The organism is Acuticoccus sediminis, assembly GCF_003258595.1.
GTDB classification, from domain to species: Bacteria; Pseudomonadota; Alphaproteobacteria; order Rhizobiales; family Amorphaceae; genus Acuticoccus; species Acuticoccus sediminis.
In genome coordinates, this window is the sequence record NZ_QHHQ01000024.1 from 1 (window position 1) to 11,735 (window position 11,735).

The window sequence follows — 11,735 nt, forward strand, 5'->3', positions numbered from 1 at the left end:
ACGATGGCCCTCAACCTGACGCTCGTCACGGCCAACGTGGGCGAGTTCGCCCGCGTGCCGGGGCTGCGCGTGGAGAATTGGCTGTAGCGTGTGGACGTCGTGCCGACGCGCCACCTCGGCGAGCGCGATGCCCTCGTCCTCGGCCTCCGCCGGCATCAGGAGCTGAACGCCTCGAAAAACCCACACGAATCAGGCTCGCGAGCGGGAAGACGGCAACCACCACCTCTTTGGTATTCTAGACTAGCATATAATTAGTCAATATTTCGCCAGCACGAGAGAATTTACTTGTTATATCTTGGATGATATTTTCAGTATTTTCGATCTATACTTGAAATTAATTGGTTGCGTATCTCGCGATGCTGACCGCTTTCCTGCCCGGTTAGCGGTTAGCGGTATTTTTTTATCAGTGCTTCACGGCTTCGCTGGTGACTTTCGCGAGATCGAGATCGAGCAGCGCCGTCACTCCGCTGGCGGTGACGATGCGCCTGAAGGAGCCATCGAGCGAGCCTCTGATCGCCCCCTCGCACATGCCAGTTCCGAACCCGCCGGACAGATCGCGGTTCGTCGTATCGAAATCGGCGGCTTCCTGCCAGCGGATGAGCAGCCGGTCATCGCGGCGGACGGCGCTGACCGAAAGGTGACCGTCCTCCTGCCCGAAGGCACCGTATTTCAGCGCGTTGGTGCAAAGCTCATAGAAGACGAGGGCGAGCGGCGTAATCGCCGCGTGGCAGACAGGGATATCCTCGCCTTCGAACTGCGGCTCGCGTTGCCCGACAAAGGGCTTCATGACCGCGCCGAGCATAGCCCATAACGTCGTGCCGTCACTCATCGTGCCCTCGGGATCAGGGATCGCCAACGACTGAATCGACGCCAGGGCAACGAACCGTCCGCGCAGCAGCTCGGCCAATTCGGCGGCCGTGTTCACCTCGCGGGCGCAGAGGCCGACAAGGCCGCTGGCGACGGCAAAGCAGTTGCGGACACGATGCATCATTTCGGCGAGCGCCGCTCTCTGACGTTCCGCCGCCTCTTTCTGCAAGGTGATATCGCGGGCGATGTTTGACGCCGCCACGATTTGCCCGGCACTGTTACGCACCGGCGAGACCGTGACCGAAACGGGCACGAGAGTGCCGTTTTTTCGTCGTCGCATCGTCTCGCAGTGACGGATGCGCTCTCCCCGGCGCAAACGGGAAATGAACTCATTCTCTTCGTATTTGAGATCATCGGGAATGAGCATGTGGATCGGCTGGCCGATTGCCTCCTCGGCGGTATAGCCGAAGAGCATTTCGGCGCCGGGGTTCCAGTTCTTGATGATGCTGTCGAGCGTCTTGGTGACGATGGCATCGTCGGAGCCGTCGACGATCGCCGCGAGGTGTTCGCGGAGATTTTCTTGTATCTGCACTGAAGCCCTCGTGCCGCCCGACAGGATCGGATGATCCGCCGATCCGATGCTACGTAGTTTCAGGCGGGCCGCCAACGCCCGATGCAATCCAAATGAGGTTGGGATCAACCAATCTCGGATTGTGAGGAGGCGAAGTGGATCTGGCACTTCGCGATAACAGGTCTGACGGCAGCCACAGCTACCGGGTTAATGAAGCACCCGCGCCGAAGCCGAGGCGTGCACCTCGTCATCACGCCTGCCGCTTGAGCAGGCGTGCAGCCAGAACAGGCCATCGTCTTCGGAGCTAAACGGCACGCGGCGCACGGTCTGATCGGGCAGGAGCTCAAGTCCGAAATAGGGCGTCAGCCGGCGCAACGCCGCATCGCCACCGAAGGCCTTCATGAGCCAGCGGCAGCCCTTGCGGGCGATCGCCATACCGAGTGGAGGAGTCATCGAGTGCGCCAATTGTCTCTGGGTCCAAAATCTGGACGCGGGCTTGATTTCGATCAAGCTCAATTGAGCTTTCGGCTTTGCCCAATGTTTATTCAAAACCTCCACAGGGCGAACTGTGCTCACCGCAACAGGTGGTAACGCTCCGAAATAGTTACCCCTTTGCGATCCGCGGGATCGCCCAGTTTGGCATCAGCTTGCCAGCTCCCTAGCGCGTAGCAGCCATGACTGGCTCCTGAGAGGAGGGCAACTGCACGACACGCCGACGCATCTGCGTCAGTCCCGATGCCGCCGGAAGTTAATCACACAGGATTTTCCTGCATCGCTCAGGTTGTACCTCGCATCATCGGTATCATCGGATGTGCTGCAGGAGATGTTGCCCCACGTGCCCGTCCGCTTGCGTATTGCAGTGTATTCGTCAGATTTCATTAAATAAGTATCAGAATCGAGAATATCTATCACCCATAGATGCGGCATTGTCTTGATATTTATCGAGATACAAGAAATGTTATTGACGAATATATGTGGCGAACGGGTAAAGATGGCGCGCAAGCGGGCTGGCATGGCGCCAGTGGATGTGGCCAGCGCCCTCGAGTTGGAATGGAACCTGAAGATCAATCAGGCGGATATTTCGGAGATCGAACGGCACGCACGCATGGTGCGTGACATTGAGCTGAAGACGTTGGCGGCGGTTCTGAATGTCGAGTCGCGCTCGCTGCTTGACTGGACAGGGGAGGCGGTCACGCTCACCTCCGGCTAAGGAAGCACGAACTGCCCTCGATCCGACGGGGCAGAATATCGCTATGCTCGGCGCGGCAAGACCGCTGACGCGACCTGCTCCGCTTCGCTGCGCCCCGATGCGTGCCCGCGCCTGCGCGTGACGATCTTCTGGGGTGTCGGCTCCGAGGCGCGTCAGGCAGGGGCGGTCTCGGCACTACGCGCCTCGCCCGAAAGACACGCCTCTGGCGGGTCTTCCAAGGTGCAAAAGAGAGGTAAAGACGGATTTCCGTAAATCGGGAGGCGGACGTCGGTGGATGAGGGGCTGAACGCGCTGCGCGAGCGGATCGAGGCGGCGTATATCGCGAGCGGCAATGCGCTGGGATGGCGTTTCCTGATGAGCCCTCCGGCCGTGCTGGACGGGGCGCAGGTCGCCTTTATCGGTCTCAATCCTGGCGGGTCAGTGCGTCCGAGTGAACATGCCGAGTTCGCGATGGGAGCAGGAAGCGCCTATGCGCTTGAAAGCTGGGCCGGTCATCCTCCCGGCTGCAGCCCCCTGCAGCGCGAAGTCCTGCTGCTCTTCGACCGGATCGGCGTCGCGCCCGACACGGTGCTGGCCGGCAATCTCGTGCCGTTTCGCTCGCGGGATTGGGGAGGGTTACGCAACCGGAAGAACGCGCTGAGATTCGGAGGCGAACTCTGGCGGGATGTCCTCGCCCGTGCGGGCTGCACGCTCATCGTCACCATGGGCGCTGTCGTGACCGATACCATTGCTCCTATGCTGGGCTGCGATCGTTCGATGACGCGGCCGATCGGGTGGGGGAAGGTGAAGGGAGTGCAGAGCACGTTTGTCGGCGGCACCCTCGTCGGCCTTCCTCACCTGTCGCGATACCGCGTGATCTCACGCCCGCAATGCAGCGCGCCGCTCGAGGCGCTGTTCGGCACGTACTGGCAGTGATCTCCATCAACATCCATTGCCATTAGCCGCATTTACGGCATGCGGCTTTACGCCTTTCCGGCAATGCGCCCGTCCGCGCGGTGTTGCGGCGGTTTGTAGCCTGCTGTTCCTTGGTGAGTTTGAAGCGGCGTCCGGAACAGGGAGGGTGAGCGGCCGATCCGACGCAACCATTTTGAGGTGCCGGGTTCCGAGTTCGCCGCGCGGGCCACTCTCGAAGCGTTGCTTGAAGATCTGTTCGGTTCGCTGGATTCCACCTTTCCAGCCGAAGACCCGGAGGATGAGGAGAGCGCAGATGACTGAGCGCCTGCCGCTTCCCGCACCGCAGGCGACGGCCGGCCCTGCTCTCCCGCGCCTCTTCGCCCCGGCCAACGAACGCGCCCGCACCCGCCTCCTCGAGTTCTTCGCTGTCCACAGCTGCTCGGGCGCGTGATGGGGAGGTCGAGAACAGTGCCCATCTGCGCCAGCACGCGCGCATCGACGCGGTCGGTCTTGGCGAGGACGCCGGTGGCCCTGGCGAACTCGCGCGCCTGGCGTGGATTGGTTCGCGAGAAGGCGAGACCACGCTCGGCGAGTGCGGCGATGAGTGGACCGTCGCAGCCGCTGGTCGCCTCGAAGACGACGAGGGCATCAGGGTCCAGTGAAGCGACCCAGGCGGCGATCTCATCCGGGTCGTTGACGACCTGCGTCGAGGCGGCGTTCGGAAGGCTGTGGAGGTCGATGACGGCGCGCGAGAGGTCACAGCCGATGACGGTGCGTGGCATGGTGGGATCCTGTCCATGTCGTGCGGGATCGGCAGTCCCAAGCAACTGTTCAGGGTTCAAGAGCGACGCGGAAGGGACCCATGCTCCCTAACGGGTTCGGCGACCCTCGGGGGGGACGGGCTCCCTTCCGCAGCCCTGATGCTACCACTCGCCAACAGACAGGGGGCCCCTGCCACGCCTCAGGAACGCGGCCGGCCTTGATGTCGGCCTTCTCGCCATCGCTGTTGCGCTGCTTCGGCGCGGCGATAAGACTGGCGTCGACAATCTGGCCCGACATCGGGATATAGCCGGCCTCGCGCACCGCGGCGTCGAAACGGGTGAACAGGCCTTCGATGGCGCCGGCCGTCGTCAGCCGCTCGCGGACGAACCAGATCGTCTTGGCGTCCGGCGCCTTGTCGGCAAGGCCGAGCCCCAGGAAGCGCATGAACGACAGGCGGTCGTTGACGAGGAACTCGGCGCGGTCATCGGACAGGGTGTTGCTCGCCTGGATCACCAGGATCTTGAACATCATCACCGGATCGAACGGCGGCCGGCCACCTTTGGCGCGGTCGCTGTAGCACATCGCTGCCTCCAGATCGGGCCGGAACATCTCGAAGTCCACGACCCTGGCGAAGGCGTCCAGCTGGTCGCCGAGATCGCTCAGCCGCTGCAGGCGATCCTCGACGTCGAAGAAACCAGGCTGTCCCCGCATCGCTCACCCTCCGGCAGAGCCAAAATCAGCCGGCCTGATTCGTGTGGGTTTTTCGAGGCGTTCAACTTGAACAACTCTCAGATTCTGGACCGTTGCTTTCCAAGCAGGTAGGGGATGGTCCATTCTCTAAGCTTGGAGGGAAGTTACCGTGCCCGGTGAGATACGGATAGGTCTCAGCATTTCTGACAATCGTATTACGTACGATATCAAGGCTAGCGGCGCTGTCCGTGAGGCCATCTACTTTGGAAATAACCCCGGCTGGTTCGGATCGATGAATGGGCGGGATCCGACGTTATTCGTTGAGTACAGTGATCCCGTAGAAGAGACTCCGAAAGGCATTGCGGTCATCCCGGCAATTGTGAATCTTCTCCCCATCGCGTGGGTCTACGGGGCCTCGATCATCGTTGATGAGATCGATGAAACCTTTCTTGCGAGTCTGACAGGCGTGATGAGGGGCTATCAGGGCATGTATCCTCGGTTCAGCTTCTCAGACTGTGTATCGGCGATGACGGTGACCGAGAATCGTCTCCCCCACAGTGTGGGATCGTCTCTGGTTCTCTACTCTGGTGGGGTAGATGCAACCTTCTCCATGATCTCGAACTTCGAGACTAAGCCTCATCTTCTCACACTCTGGGGTTCTGATATTTATCTCAAGCAGGAGACGGAATGGTCTTCTGTCGACCAAACGCACGCTGATACAGCCAAAAAACTTGGTCTGAATTACTCTTCAGCGAAGACATCCTTCCGGTCATTCCTAAACTACGGTCGCCTCGACACTATAGCTCACACCGCTGGGTCCTCAGGCTGGTGGCACGGCTTCCAGCATGGGATTGGCCTGCTTGGCCATGCTGCTCCCATTGCCTGGAGGCAAGGGATCAAGAAGGTGGTGATCGCCTCAAGTTATTCGATTTATGACCCTCCGGAGACCACGTGTGCATCCTGGCCGACCATCGACGGCTTCCTCCGATTCTCTGACTGCATTGTGGAGCATCACGACTTCTATGCGACTCGGCAAGATAAGATCGAATACATTTGCTCTAGGTCAAAAAATCTTAATATCCCGGTGACACTCCGTGTCTGTTGGCAGTCTGTACAAAAAAAACACATGAACTGCTGTGCCTGCGAGAAGTGCGTCAGGACGATCCTCGGCATCGAGGCTGCTGGGTTCGATCCCTGCAATTTTGGGTTCAACCTCACCCCACAAAAATCAAGGCAGATCGCCCAGAAGATCAAAAATGGTGAGATCAAACCCAACAATTACTGGACCCCCATCGTTGCGAAGCTAAAGGGCCGATACGACCTATCTGAGATGCCGCCTCACAGCCGGGTGGCCGTGAAGCACGCGACCAAGGAGGCCGGCACTTGATCAGATCGCCAAGAATCTCAACGCCTGCCAGGCTAGAGCGCCTCATCAGGAGGCGTTCGTTGAATCGCTCATCTCCAGCGGCCGCTACCATGACGTCAGCGACGTGGTCCGCGCGGGCCTTCGTCTTCTGAAAGAGAAGGAAGCCCGGCGGCAGGCCGCCATGGGGCGGATCGAAGGGGCGGTTGCCGAGGGGTTGGCGAGCGAGTTCGACGGTATCGAGGCGATTATCGCTAAAGCCGAGGCCGAGAATGCCGCAGAACGCGACCAGGTTGGCCTGGGATGCGGAGAGAATTCCTGGGACGAACTCGGTGGCCTGCTCATGGAGAAAACCAACGGCACACGGCTCTCGATTGATGACATCGACGAAGCCATCGCTGACGCCGGTGTGACGCACGGGTCGCGAGGCCTTACGAGGCGGTGATGGCAGCGTCGGTGCCGACGTCCTCATCCAAAAGTCGGTCGCGAACGACGGGAAATTGCAGGCGCCCTCAGAAGATCTTGGCGATCTCGTCTGCATCCATCCGGGTGCGGTGGCGGACGGTCAGCTCGAGATCGAGGGCCGCGAGGATACGCATAAGGCTTCCAAGGCGTGCGCCCTCCCCTCTCTCAATCTCGGAGATTGTCGCCTGACGGAGACCCGCCGCGCCGGCCAGATCGGTCTGGGTGAGACCGAGCAATTTGCGGCGGCGCTGGAGTGCCACGCCGAGTTGGCGCGGTGTGCGAATGAGCGTCTGGTCCACGGATCCCCGACCGCAGTATTCGGTTAATCGGATAAGTCTCTTTTATGCGATAAAGCGTATACCGATCAACTGTAGGAAGCCATCCAATGGCGATGTTTCCAGCAGCGGCAACAACAGCGCCGGCCTCACGGTGCGCGCCGCCAGGTCGGAGCGATCTCGGCCCGCCCACCCTGGTGGCAGCCTTGACACATTGGCGTGTGGATATCCATATAAGGACGGAAGGATATCCAAAATGGGATATGCATATGCCGGGTCTGTTCATCAAGGATGAGACCATCAACGAACTTGCCGTGGAGGCCATGGCGCTCACCGGAGCGAAGAACAAAACCGAGGCCGTTCGCTCCGCGCTGCAGGCCGCCATCGCCTCGGTGAAGGATCGCGTGCCGCTGCATCAACGGCTCGAAGCCGCGCAGGCGCTTGCCGACAAGGTCGGCCCCGTCGATCCGGACTATGACGCGAAGGCCGACTCCGATGCGCTGTGGGAGAGCTGAGCGGTGTTCATCGACGCGTCCGCGATCATCGCGATCCTCAATCGGGAACCGGGCTCCGAGGAGCTGGTCAAGCGCCTCGCGGCCAGTCGCAGCCAAGCGTATTCCTCGCCGCTCGCCCACTTCGAGGCGGTGATCGGGCTGGCACGTTCCCGGTCAGGGCGGCATCGCTCGCCGACGGCGACTCAGGTCGAGGCAGCCCGCAAAGCCGTCGACGCCTTTCTGACTGAGGTTCGGGCCGAGACCATGGCGATCTCGGACGACATCGGGGTGGCGGCGATCAAGGCCGCGCAGACCTACGGCAAGGCCGTTGGGCACGAGGCCGACCTCAACTTCGGCGATTGCTTCGCCTACGCCTGCGCCAAGGCCCGCCGCATGGCCCTGCTCTACAAGGGCAATGATTTCCTGAAGACCGACCTCGCATAGGGGCGGACTGCGGCCCTGCTCGCCGATCGCCGGTGGGACCTGCTGTCTCGCCGGCGCCGTCAATCCTCGTCGGGCCAGAGCTCCTCGGTCCAGTCGCGCGCGGCATGGATGATGCGCAGGATCGTCAGCATCTCCGCCTCGGGCGCGTAGGCGATGATGTAGCGGGTGCGCCTCACGGGCTTCTCGTAAGTGCCGCTGATGCGGCCGGGTCGGCCGATCGCATGCTCGGCAAGACGCCGCACGGCCTCGTCGATCCGATTGGCGACCGACGAGGCCGCGTCCGGATCGCTCTGGGCGATGAAGGCGAGCGCGCCAGCAAAATCGTCGACGGCCGAACGCGCCCAGACGACACGTCTCACTCCGGCGGGCGCGCCGTGATGGCCCTGCGCACGCGGCGCATCGCCTCGTCATGGTCGAGGACGTCGCCCGCCCGCATGTCGGCGAGCCCCGCCTCGAGCCCCTCGATCAGCGCGAGCTCGCGCTCGATGAAAGAGGCGATCGCCTCGCTCGCCAGAAACGATCGCGTCCGCCGCGAGGCCTCTCCGATCCTGTCGAGCTTTTCCTTCGTTCCGTCCGGCACCCGAACGCTCAAGGTTTCGCTCATGCCATCCCCTGTGCTTAAGTGTACACAATATAGCACAGAATCCTGGTGCGCCAATGGCCGAGCCGTAGCGTGCGCCTGTTCCGAAATGGTCGCCTGTCTTAAACTCGACGTTCCGGCAAGAGCGGCCTGCGTGAGGCCGATCGCGTTTTTCGTATGATACAGCTCTAGCTTGCGAGCCGCGCCCTATTCGGATCACATCGCCTCGCCGAGGATCCTCGGCGAGCTGCCGTGAGGTGGCACCGTTGCCCTCCCCTTACGCCCCTCGTTCGTAGGCGTTCATCAAGATCTCCAGCATGTCGGCGTAGGTGCGGCGGTCATCTTTGCACAGGCGGCGGAAGCGGGCGATCACGTCGGTCGGCGCCTTGATGCTGATCTGGCCATCGCGGATCGGCTCGCGGCTCGGCCAGCGCTCGGGCTCGACCGGGAGCGGGCGCGGCGCTTCCTCCTGCGGCTCGAACTGCTTCAGGCGGTTGAGGTCAAGCGACCGCGGCATGGTGCGTCTCCTCCAGCATATCGACGACTTCGGCGGCGAACGCCTCGGCATTGGCGATCGCCTTGTCGATGCCACTGACCTCGCCGCGGTCGAGCTGGCGCAGACCGCCGCCGGCATTGTGCAGCGAGGAGAAGGCGGTGCGGCGGTTCAGCTCGGTGGCGAAGGTGCGCACGGCGGCGCGCAGCTCGCCGTTGATGTGCTTCTCGAGCTTGCTCTTCACGGCCGCGTTGGTGCGGGTGAAAAGGACGGCCGCCTCGATCTCGCGCCGACGCGCCCTCCCCTCCATGGCGACCTGGGCCAACGTCTCGATCGCCTCGTCGGCGTCCTGCTGCTCGTCGCCGGTCGGCACTATGACGAGATCGGACTCGCAGATCGCAAACGAGTTGAGCCGCGAGGCGGCACCCTCAAGGTCGATGAGGACGAAGCTCGCGCGAGCGCGCCCGGCGGCAATCTCGTCCTGGATGGTGCGCTCGCCAGCGCTGGTGACGACCTCGACGCGCTTTGGCAGCGAAGCCAGCGTCGACCATCGGCTCAGCCGACGAGCCGGGTCGGCGTCGATGACGACGACGTTGGCGCCCTCGGCAAGCTCGCAGGCGAGGATGATGGCGGAGGTGGTCTTGCCTGCGCCGCCCTTGGATGATGCGAAGGAGATGACCGGCATGGCGGGCTCCGATCTCGGGTGGGATGCTCGGGCCAGCCTAGGGAAGGCCTGTTAAGAAATGACTACGCTAGCCATGTCGAGGGTATGCAGCCCCAGCCATGGACCGAGTAGGGATGCCCAGCCATGGCCTGGCATGGTTATCGTACTCTTGGCATTCCTAGGCTGACCTCAAGTATCTTGAGGTACCCTGCGGTACCTCAGAGGAGGGAGGCCTCGTATGGGCCCCGCTTGCGGCAGAAGTCCAGAAAGTGGGCGTCCGTATTCTTTACGGGGATGCCCTTCTCGCTGACCCAGCAGCGCCACTCCTGCTGAAGGGCGTGGATGTCCCAGCCGCGAGCGAGCGTCCGGCCCTTCTCGATGGCCTCGGAGCTGATGGGAAGGTCATCGGGGAGGGCGGTGCGGCTGTCGGAGCCGAGGGCGAGGGTCAGCTCCGGCCGCGGATGGACAACGAGATTGCCGGCGACGAGCCGAAACCGGTAGTCGGGCATGTGATGCTCGCGCCCATCGGTATCGCAGATGGTCTTGATGAGACGCTTGAACTCCTTGTCGGTCGAGTTCGAGCCGCACTTCTCTTTCAGAGTGACGAGGCCGATCTTCCACTCCGCCTGTTGGCCGCAGTGCTTGCGGGCGAGCTCGTAGAGGCGGCGTTCGAGCGGCTTGCGGAGCTGGAAATAGTCCCGGCTGAGAGTGAGCACGTTGTTGTTCTCGACCGCCTTCACCAGCCATTCGCCGAGTTCGAGCTCGACGTCGAGCATCCGGCCGGTCTCATCCTCCTTGACGATGGTGGCGTCGGTGATGAGCGAGATCTGCCGCCAGGCGGAGATGCCGTGATCGTGGATGTTGGTGTGGATCTGCGTGTACTGAAGCCGGACCAGAGCGCGCCGCAGCGTGCCGTAGGCTTGGCCGCTGGTGTGCCGGTTGGTGGCTTTCAGAAGATCGTAGGCGCAGATCCGAACGCGGCGGCCGATGGGCCGGCCTTCCTCCTTGGCCGCCATCAGCTGGCTGAGAACGTAGATCAGGATATCTCTGTCGAAGATGTTGGCCCGGCCTTCCTCGGCCGCCGGCACGATCCTAAGGCCTACCTCGCCACGCCGATAATCGAACGGCGTCATGTCCTTCTTGACCGAGAGCGAGAACAGCGGGTGCTCCATCGATGCCCGATCGCCCTTCGGCGTGGCGTCGAGAATGTCGCACACGAAGAGGTCCGGCTCCTTGTGCCGCTGCGGGAGTAGGGCGGTGCGTCGCTTGGGCCTGGCCATTCTTCGATACTCTACCCACGCCGTTCTTCGACAGTCTACCCACCCAGCGCACATTCCTCGATAGTCTGCCCACCGAGCACGCGGTCCGAGCCGCGCGACAGGGTCGATAGGGGAGGGTGGTTTCTCGATACCCTACACACCATTCTTCGATACCCTACACACCATTCTTCGATAGTCTACCCACCAAGGAGCGATTTTCAGGTCGATTTTCTCTGTTAATTCAATAGCTTCCGTGACCGCCTGATTCGCGTAACCCTATATCTAACCCCTATTAACCCCCTAGACGTTGGCGATGAGCGTCCCACTTCGACGTCCTCGGGCGTTATCCAACATTTCCCAAAACGGAGGGACCGACGCATCGAATCGCCGGTATAGAGGCAGCAAAGGGGATTCATTCCAAGCGATCCCACGGGTATCTCCCGGTGCATGTCCCATGGCGGTCTGTCTGTCACCGCACACACATCGCAAGGCACACGCCCGGAAGGATCCGTGACCTCAAATGCGCATCGTCCATCGAACTGAAAAACGCCACCTCAAAGCCCCCGCCCACGACGCTCCCGCGCCGCACGCTCGGCATTCTTCCGCTTTTGCTCGATGTGTTCCTGCTCCTGCCGATCCGCCTCGGCTTGCCGTACTGAGACGACCTCCGCACAACCCGAAACACTACCCTTGTTGCAACCGCCTCGCAGGGGCTGGGGAAGGCGAGGGGGCTCCGCCTCGGCGGCCACACCCGTCCGAGCCTT

Annotated in this window: 16 protein-coding genes and 1 pseudogene; 6 read left to right on the forward strand and 11 right to left on the reverse strand. The window is 62.0% G+C overall.

Going from position 1 to position 11,735, the window contains the following annotated elements; all coding sequences use genetic code 11:
- The 3 genes from DLJ53_RS35845 to DLJ53_RS34160 all read right to left on the reverse strand — a co-directional run.
- The coding region (locus DLJ53_RS35845; protein WP_211100738.1) for a hypothetical protein at nt 1-186 on the reverse strand (186 nt) is incomplete at its 3' end.
- A 217-nt stretch (nt 187-403) separates the two neighbouring features.
- Nucleotides 404-1,399, reverse strand: a complete 996-nt coding sequence (locus DLJ53_RS34155; RefSeq protein ID WP_211100739.1) for a sensor histidine kinase — start codon at nt 1,397-1,399, stop codon at nt 404-406.
- A gap of 186 nt (nt 1,400-1,585) precedes the next feature.
- A complete protein-coding gene (locus DLJ53_RS34160; protein WP_146620193.1) occupies nt 1,586-1,894 on the reverse strand; it encodes a hypothetical protein in 309 nt (102 codons plus the stop codon).
- 475 nt (nt 1,895-2,369) lie between these two features.
- Here DLJ53_RS34160 and DLJ53_RS34165 point away from each other — a divergent pair, with 475 nt between their 5' ends.
- Entirely contained in the window at nt 2,370-2,588 is a 219-nt protein-coding gene (locus DLJ53_RS34165; protein ID WP_146620194.1) for an XRE family transcriptional regulator, read from the forward strand.
- A 270-nt stretch (nt 2,589-2,858) separates the two neighbouring features.
- Complete coding sequence (locus tag DLJ53_RS34170) at nt 2,859-3,503, forward strand: hypothetical protein (RefSeq protein ID WP_111352778.1); 645 nt, start codon at nt 2,859-2,861, stop codon at nt 3,501-3,503.
- A gap of 47 nt (nt 3,504-3,550) precedes the next feature.
- On the opposite strand, the gene DLJ53_RS36745 is transcribed toward DLJ53_RS34170, so the two are convergent.
- Both DLJ53_RS36745 and DLJ53_RS34180 read right to left on the reverse strand, forming a co-directional pair.
- Nucleotides 3,551-4,264, reverse strand: coding sequence for an IS110 family transposase (locus DLJ53_RS36745; protein ID WP_146620195.1), 714 nt, complete (start codon nt 4,262-4,264; stop codon nt 3,551-3,553).
- 160 nt (nt 4,265-4,424) lie between these two features.
- Nucleotides 4,425-4,955 (reverse strand): annotated as a pseudogene (locus tag DLJ53_RS34180) (transposase); the annotation flags it as partial.
- A 148-nt stretch (nt 4,956-5,103) separates the two neighbouring features.
- Here DLJ53_RS34180 and DLJ53_RS35015 point away from each other — a divergent pair.
- Together DLJ53_RS35015 and DLJ53_RS34185 are read left to right on the forward strand one after the other, a co-directional pair.
- Nucleotides 5,104-6,321: a hypothetical protein gene (locus DLJ53_RS35015; protein ID WP_146620196.1), complete on the forward strand. Its 1,218-nt coding sequence runs from the start codon at nt 5,104-5,106 to the stop codon at nt 6,319-6,321.
- A 4-nt stretch (nt 6,322-6,325) separates the two neighbouring features.
- Nucleotides 6,326-6,742: a type II toxin-antitoxin system ParD family antitoxin gene (locus tag DLJ53_RS34185; protein WP_111352779.1), complete on the forward strand. Its 417-nt coding sequence runs from the start codon at nt 6,326-6,328 to the stop codon at nt 6,740-6,742.
- A 67-nt stretch (nt 6,743-6,809) separates the two neighbouring features.
- Here DLJ53_RS34185 and DLJ53_RS34190 read toward each other — a convergent pair whose 3' ends face one another.
- Nucleotides 6,810-7,061 (reverse strand): helix-turn-helix domain-containing protein, encoded by a 252-nt coding sequence (locus tag DLJ53_RS34190; RefSeq protein WP_111352780.1) that lies wholly within the window; start codon nt 7,059-7,061, stop codon nt 6,810-6,812.
- Between the two features lie 245 nt (nt 7,062-7,306).
- Here DLJ53_RS34190 and DLJ53_RS34195 point away from each other — a divergent pair, with 245 nt between their 5' ends.
- Entirely contained in the window at nt 7,307-7,552 is a 246-nt protein-coding gene (locus DLJ53_RS34195; protein ID WP_111352787.1) for a type II toxin-antitoxin system VapB family antitoxin, read from the forward strand.
- Nucleotides 7,553-7,555: 3 nt separating this feature from the next.
- Nucleotides 7,556-7,975, forward strand: a complete 420-nt coding sequence (locus DLJ53_RS34200) for a type II toxin-antitoxin system VapC family toxin (protein ID WP_111352781.1) — start codon at nt 7,556-7,558, stop codon at nt 7,973-7,975.
- 59 nt (nt 7,976-8,034) lie between these two features.
- Here the strand turns inward: DLJ53_RS34200 and DLJ53_RS34205 are convergent, their stop codons facing one another.
- From DLJ53_RS34205 to DLJ53_RS34225, 5 genes are all read right to left on the reverse strand, one after another.
- Nucleotides 8,035-8,334, reverse strand: coding sequence for a type II toxin-antitoxin system RelE/ParE family toxin (locus DLJ53_RS34205; protein ID WP_111352782.1), 300 nt, complete (start codon nt 8,332-8,334; stop codon nt 8,035-8,037).
- Complete coding sequence (locus tag DLJ53_RS34210) at nt 8,331-8,579, reverse strand: CopG family ribbon-helix-helix protein (RefSeq protein ID WP_111352783.1); 249 nt, start codon at nt 8,577-8,579, stop codon at nt 8,331-8,333. The genes DLJ53_RS34205 and DLJ53_RS34210 overlap by 4 nt, the downstream gene beginning before the upstream one ends.
- A gap of 253 nt (nt 8,580-8,832) precedes the next feature.
- Nucleotides 8,833-9,072 (reverse strand): hypothetical protein, encoded by a 240-nt coding sequence (locus DLJ53_RS34215; protein WP_111352784.1) that lies wholly within the window; start codon nt 9,070-9,072, stop codon nt 8,833-8,835.
- A complete protein-coding gene (locus DLJ53_RS34220; protein WP_111352785.1) occupies nt 9,056-9,733 on the reverse strand; it encodes a ParA family protein in 678 nt (225 codons plus the stop codon). Before DLJ53_RS34220 ends, DLJ53_RS34215 begins: the two co-directional genes overlap by 17 nt.
- Nucleotides 9,734-9,930: 197 nt before the next feature.
- Nucleotides 9,931-10,992, reverse strand: coding sequence for a replication initiator protein A (locus tag DLJ53_RS34225; RefSeq protein ID WP_111352786.1), 1,062 nt, complete (start codon nt 10,990-10,992; stop codon nt 9,931-9,933).
- Between the last annotated feature and the right edge of the window lie 743 nt (nt 10,993-11,735).

Bases quoted from the DNA above. Each gene is read 5' to 3' on its own strand.
- DLJ53_RS34165 (WP_146620194.1), top strand. From the start codon at position 2,370: ATGGCGCGCAAGCGGGCTGGCATGGCGCCAGTGGATGTGGCCAGCGCC.
- DLJ53_RS36745 (WP_146620195.1), bottom strand. From the start codon at position 4,264: ATGCCACGCACCGTCATCGGCTGTGACCTCTCGCGCGCCGTCATCGAC.
- DLJ53_RS34195 (WP_111352787.1), top strand. From the start codon at position 7,307: ATGCCGGGTCTGTTCATCAAGGATGAGACCATCAACGAACTTGCCGTG.
- DLJ53_RS34210 (WP_111352783.1), bottom strand. From the start codon at position 8,579: ATGAGCGAAACCTTGAGCGTTCGGGTGCCGGACGGAACGAAGGAAAAG.
- DLJ53_RS34215 (WP_111352784.1), bottom strand. From the start codon at position 9,072: ATGCCGCGGTCGCTTGACCTCAACCGCCTGAAGCAGTTCGAGCCGCAG.
- DLJ53_RS34220 (WP_111352785.1), bottom strand. From the start codon at position 9,733: ATGCCGGTCATCTCCTTCGCATCATCCAAGGGCGGCGCAGGCAAGACC.
- DLJ53_RS34225 (WP_111352786.1), bottom strand. From the start codon at position 10,992: ATGGCCAGGCCCAAGCGACGCACCGCCCTACTCCCGCAGCGGCACAAG.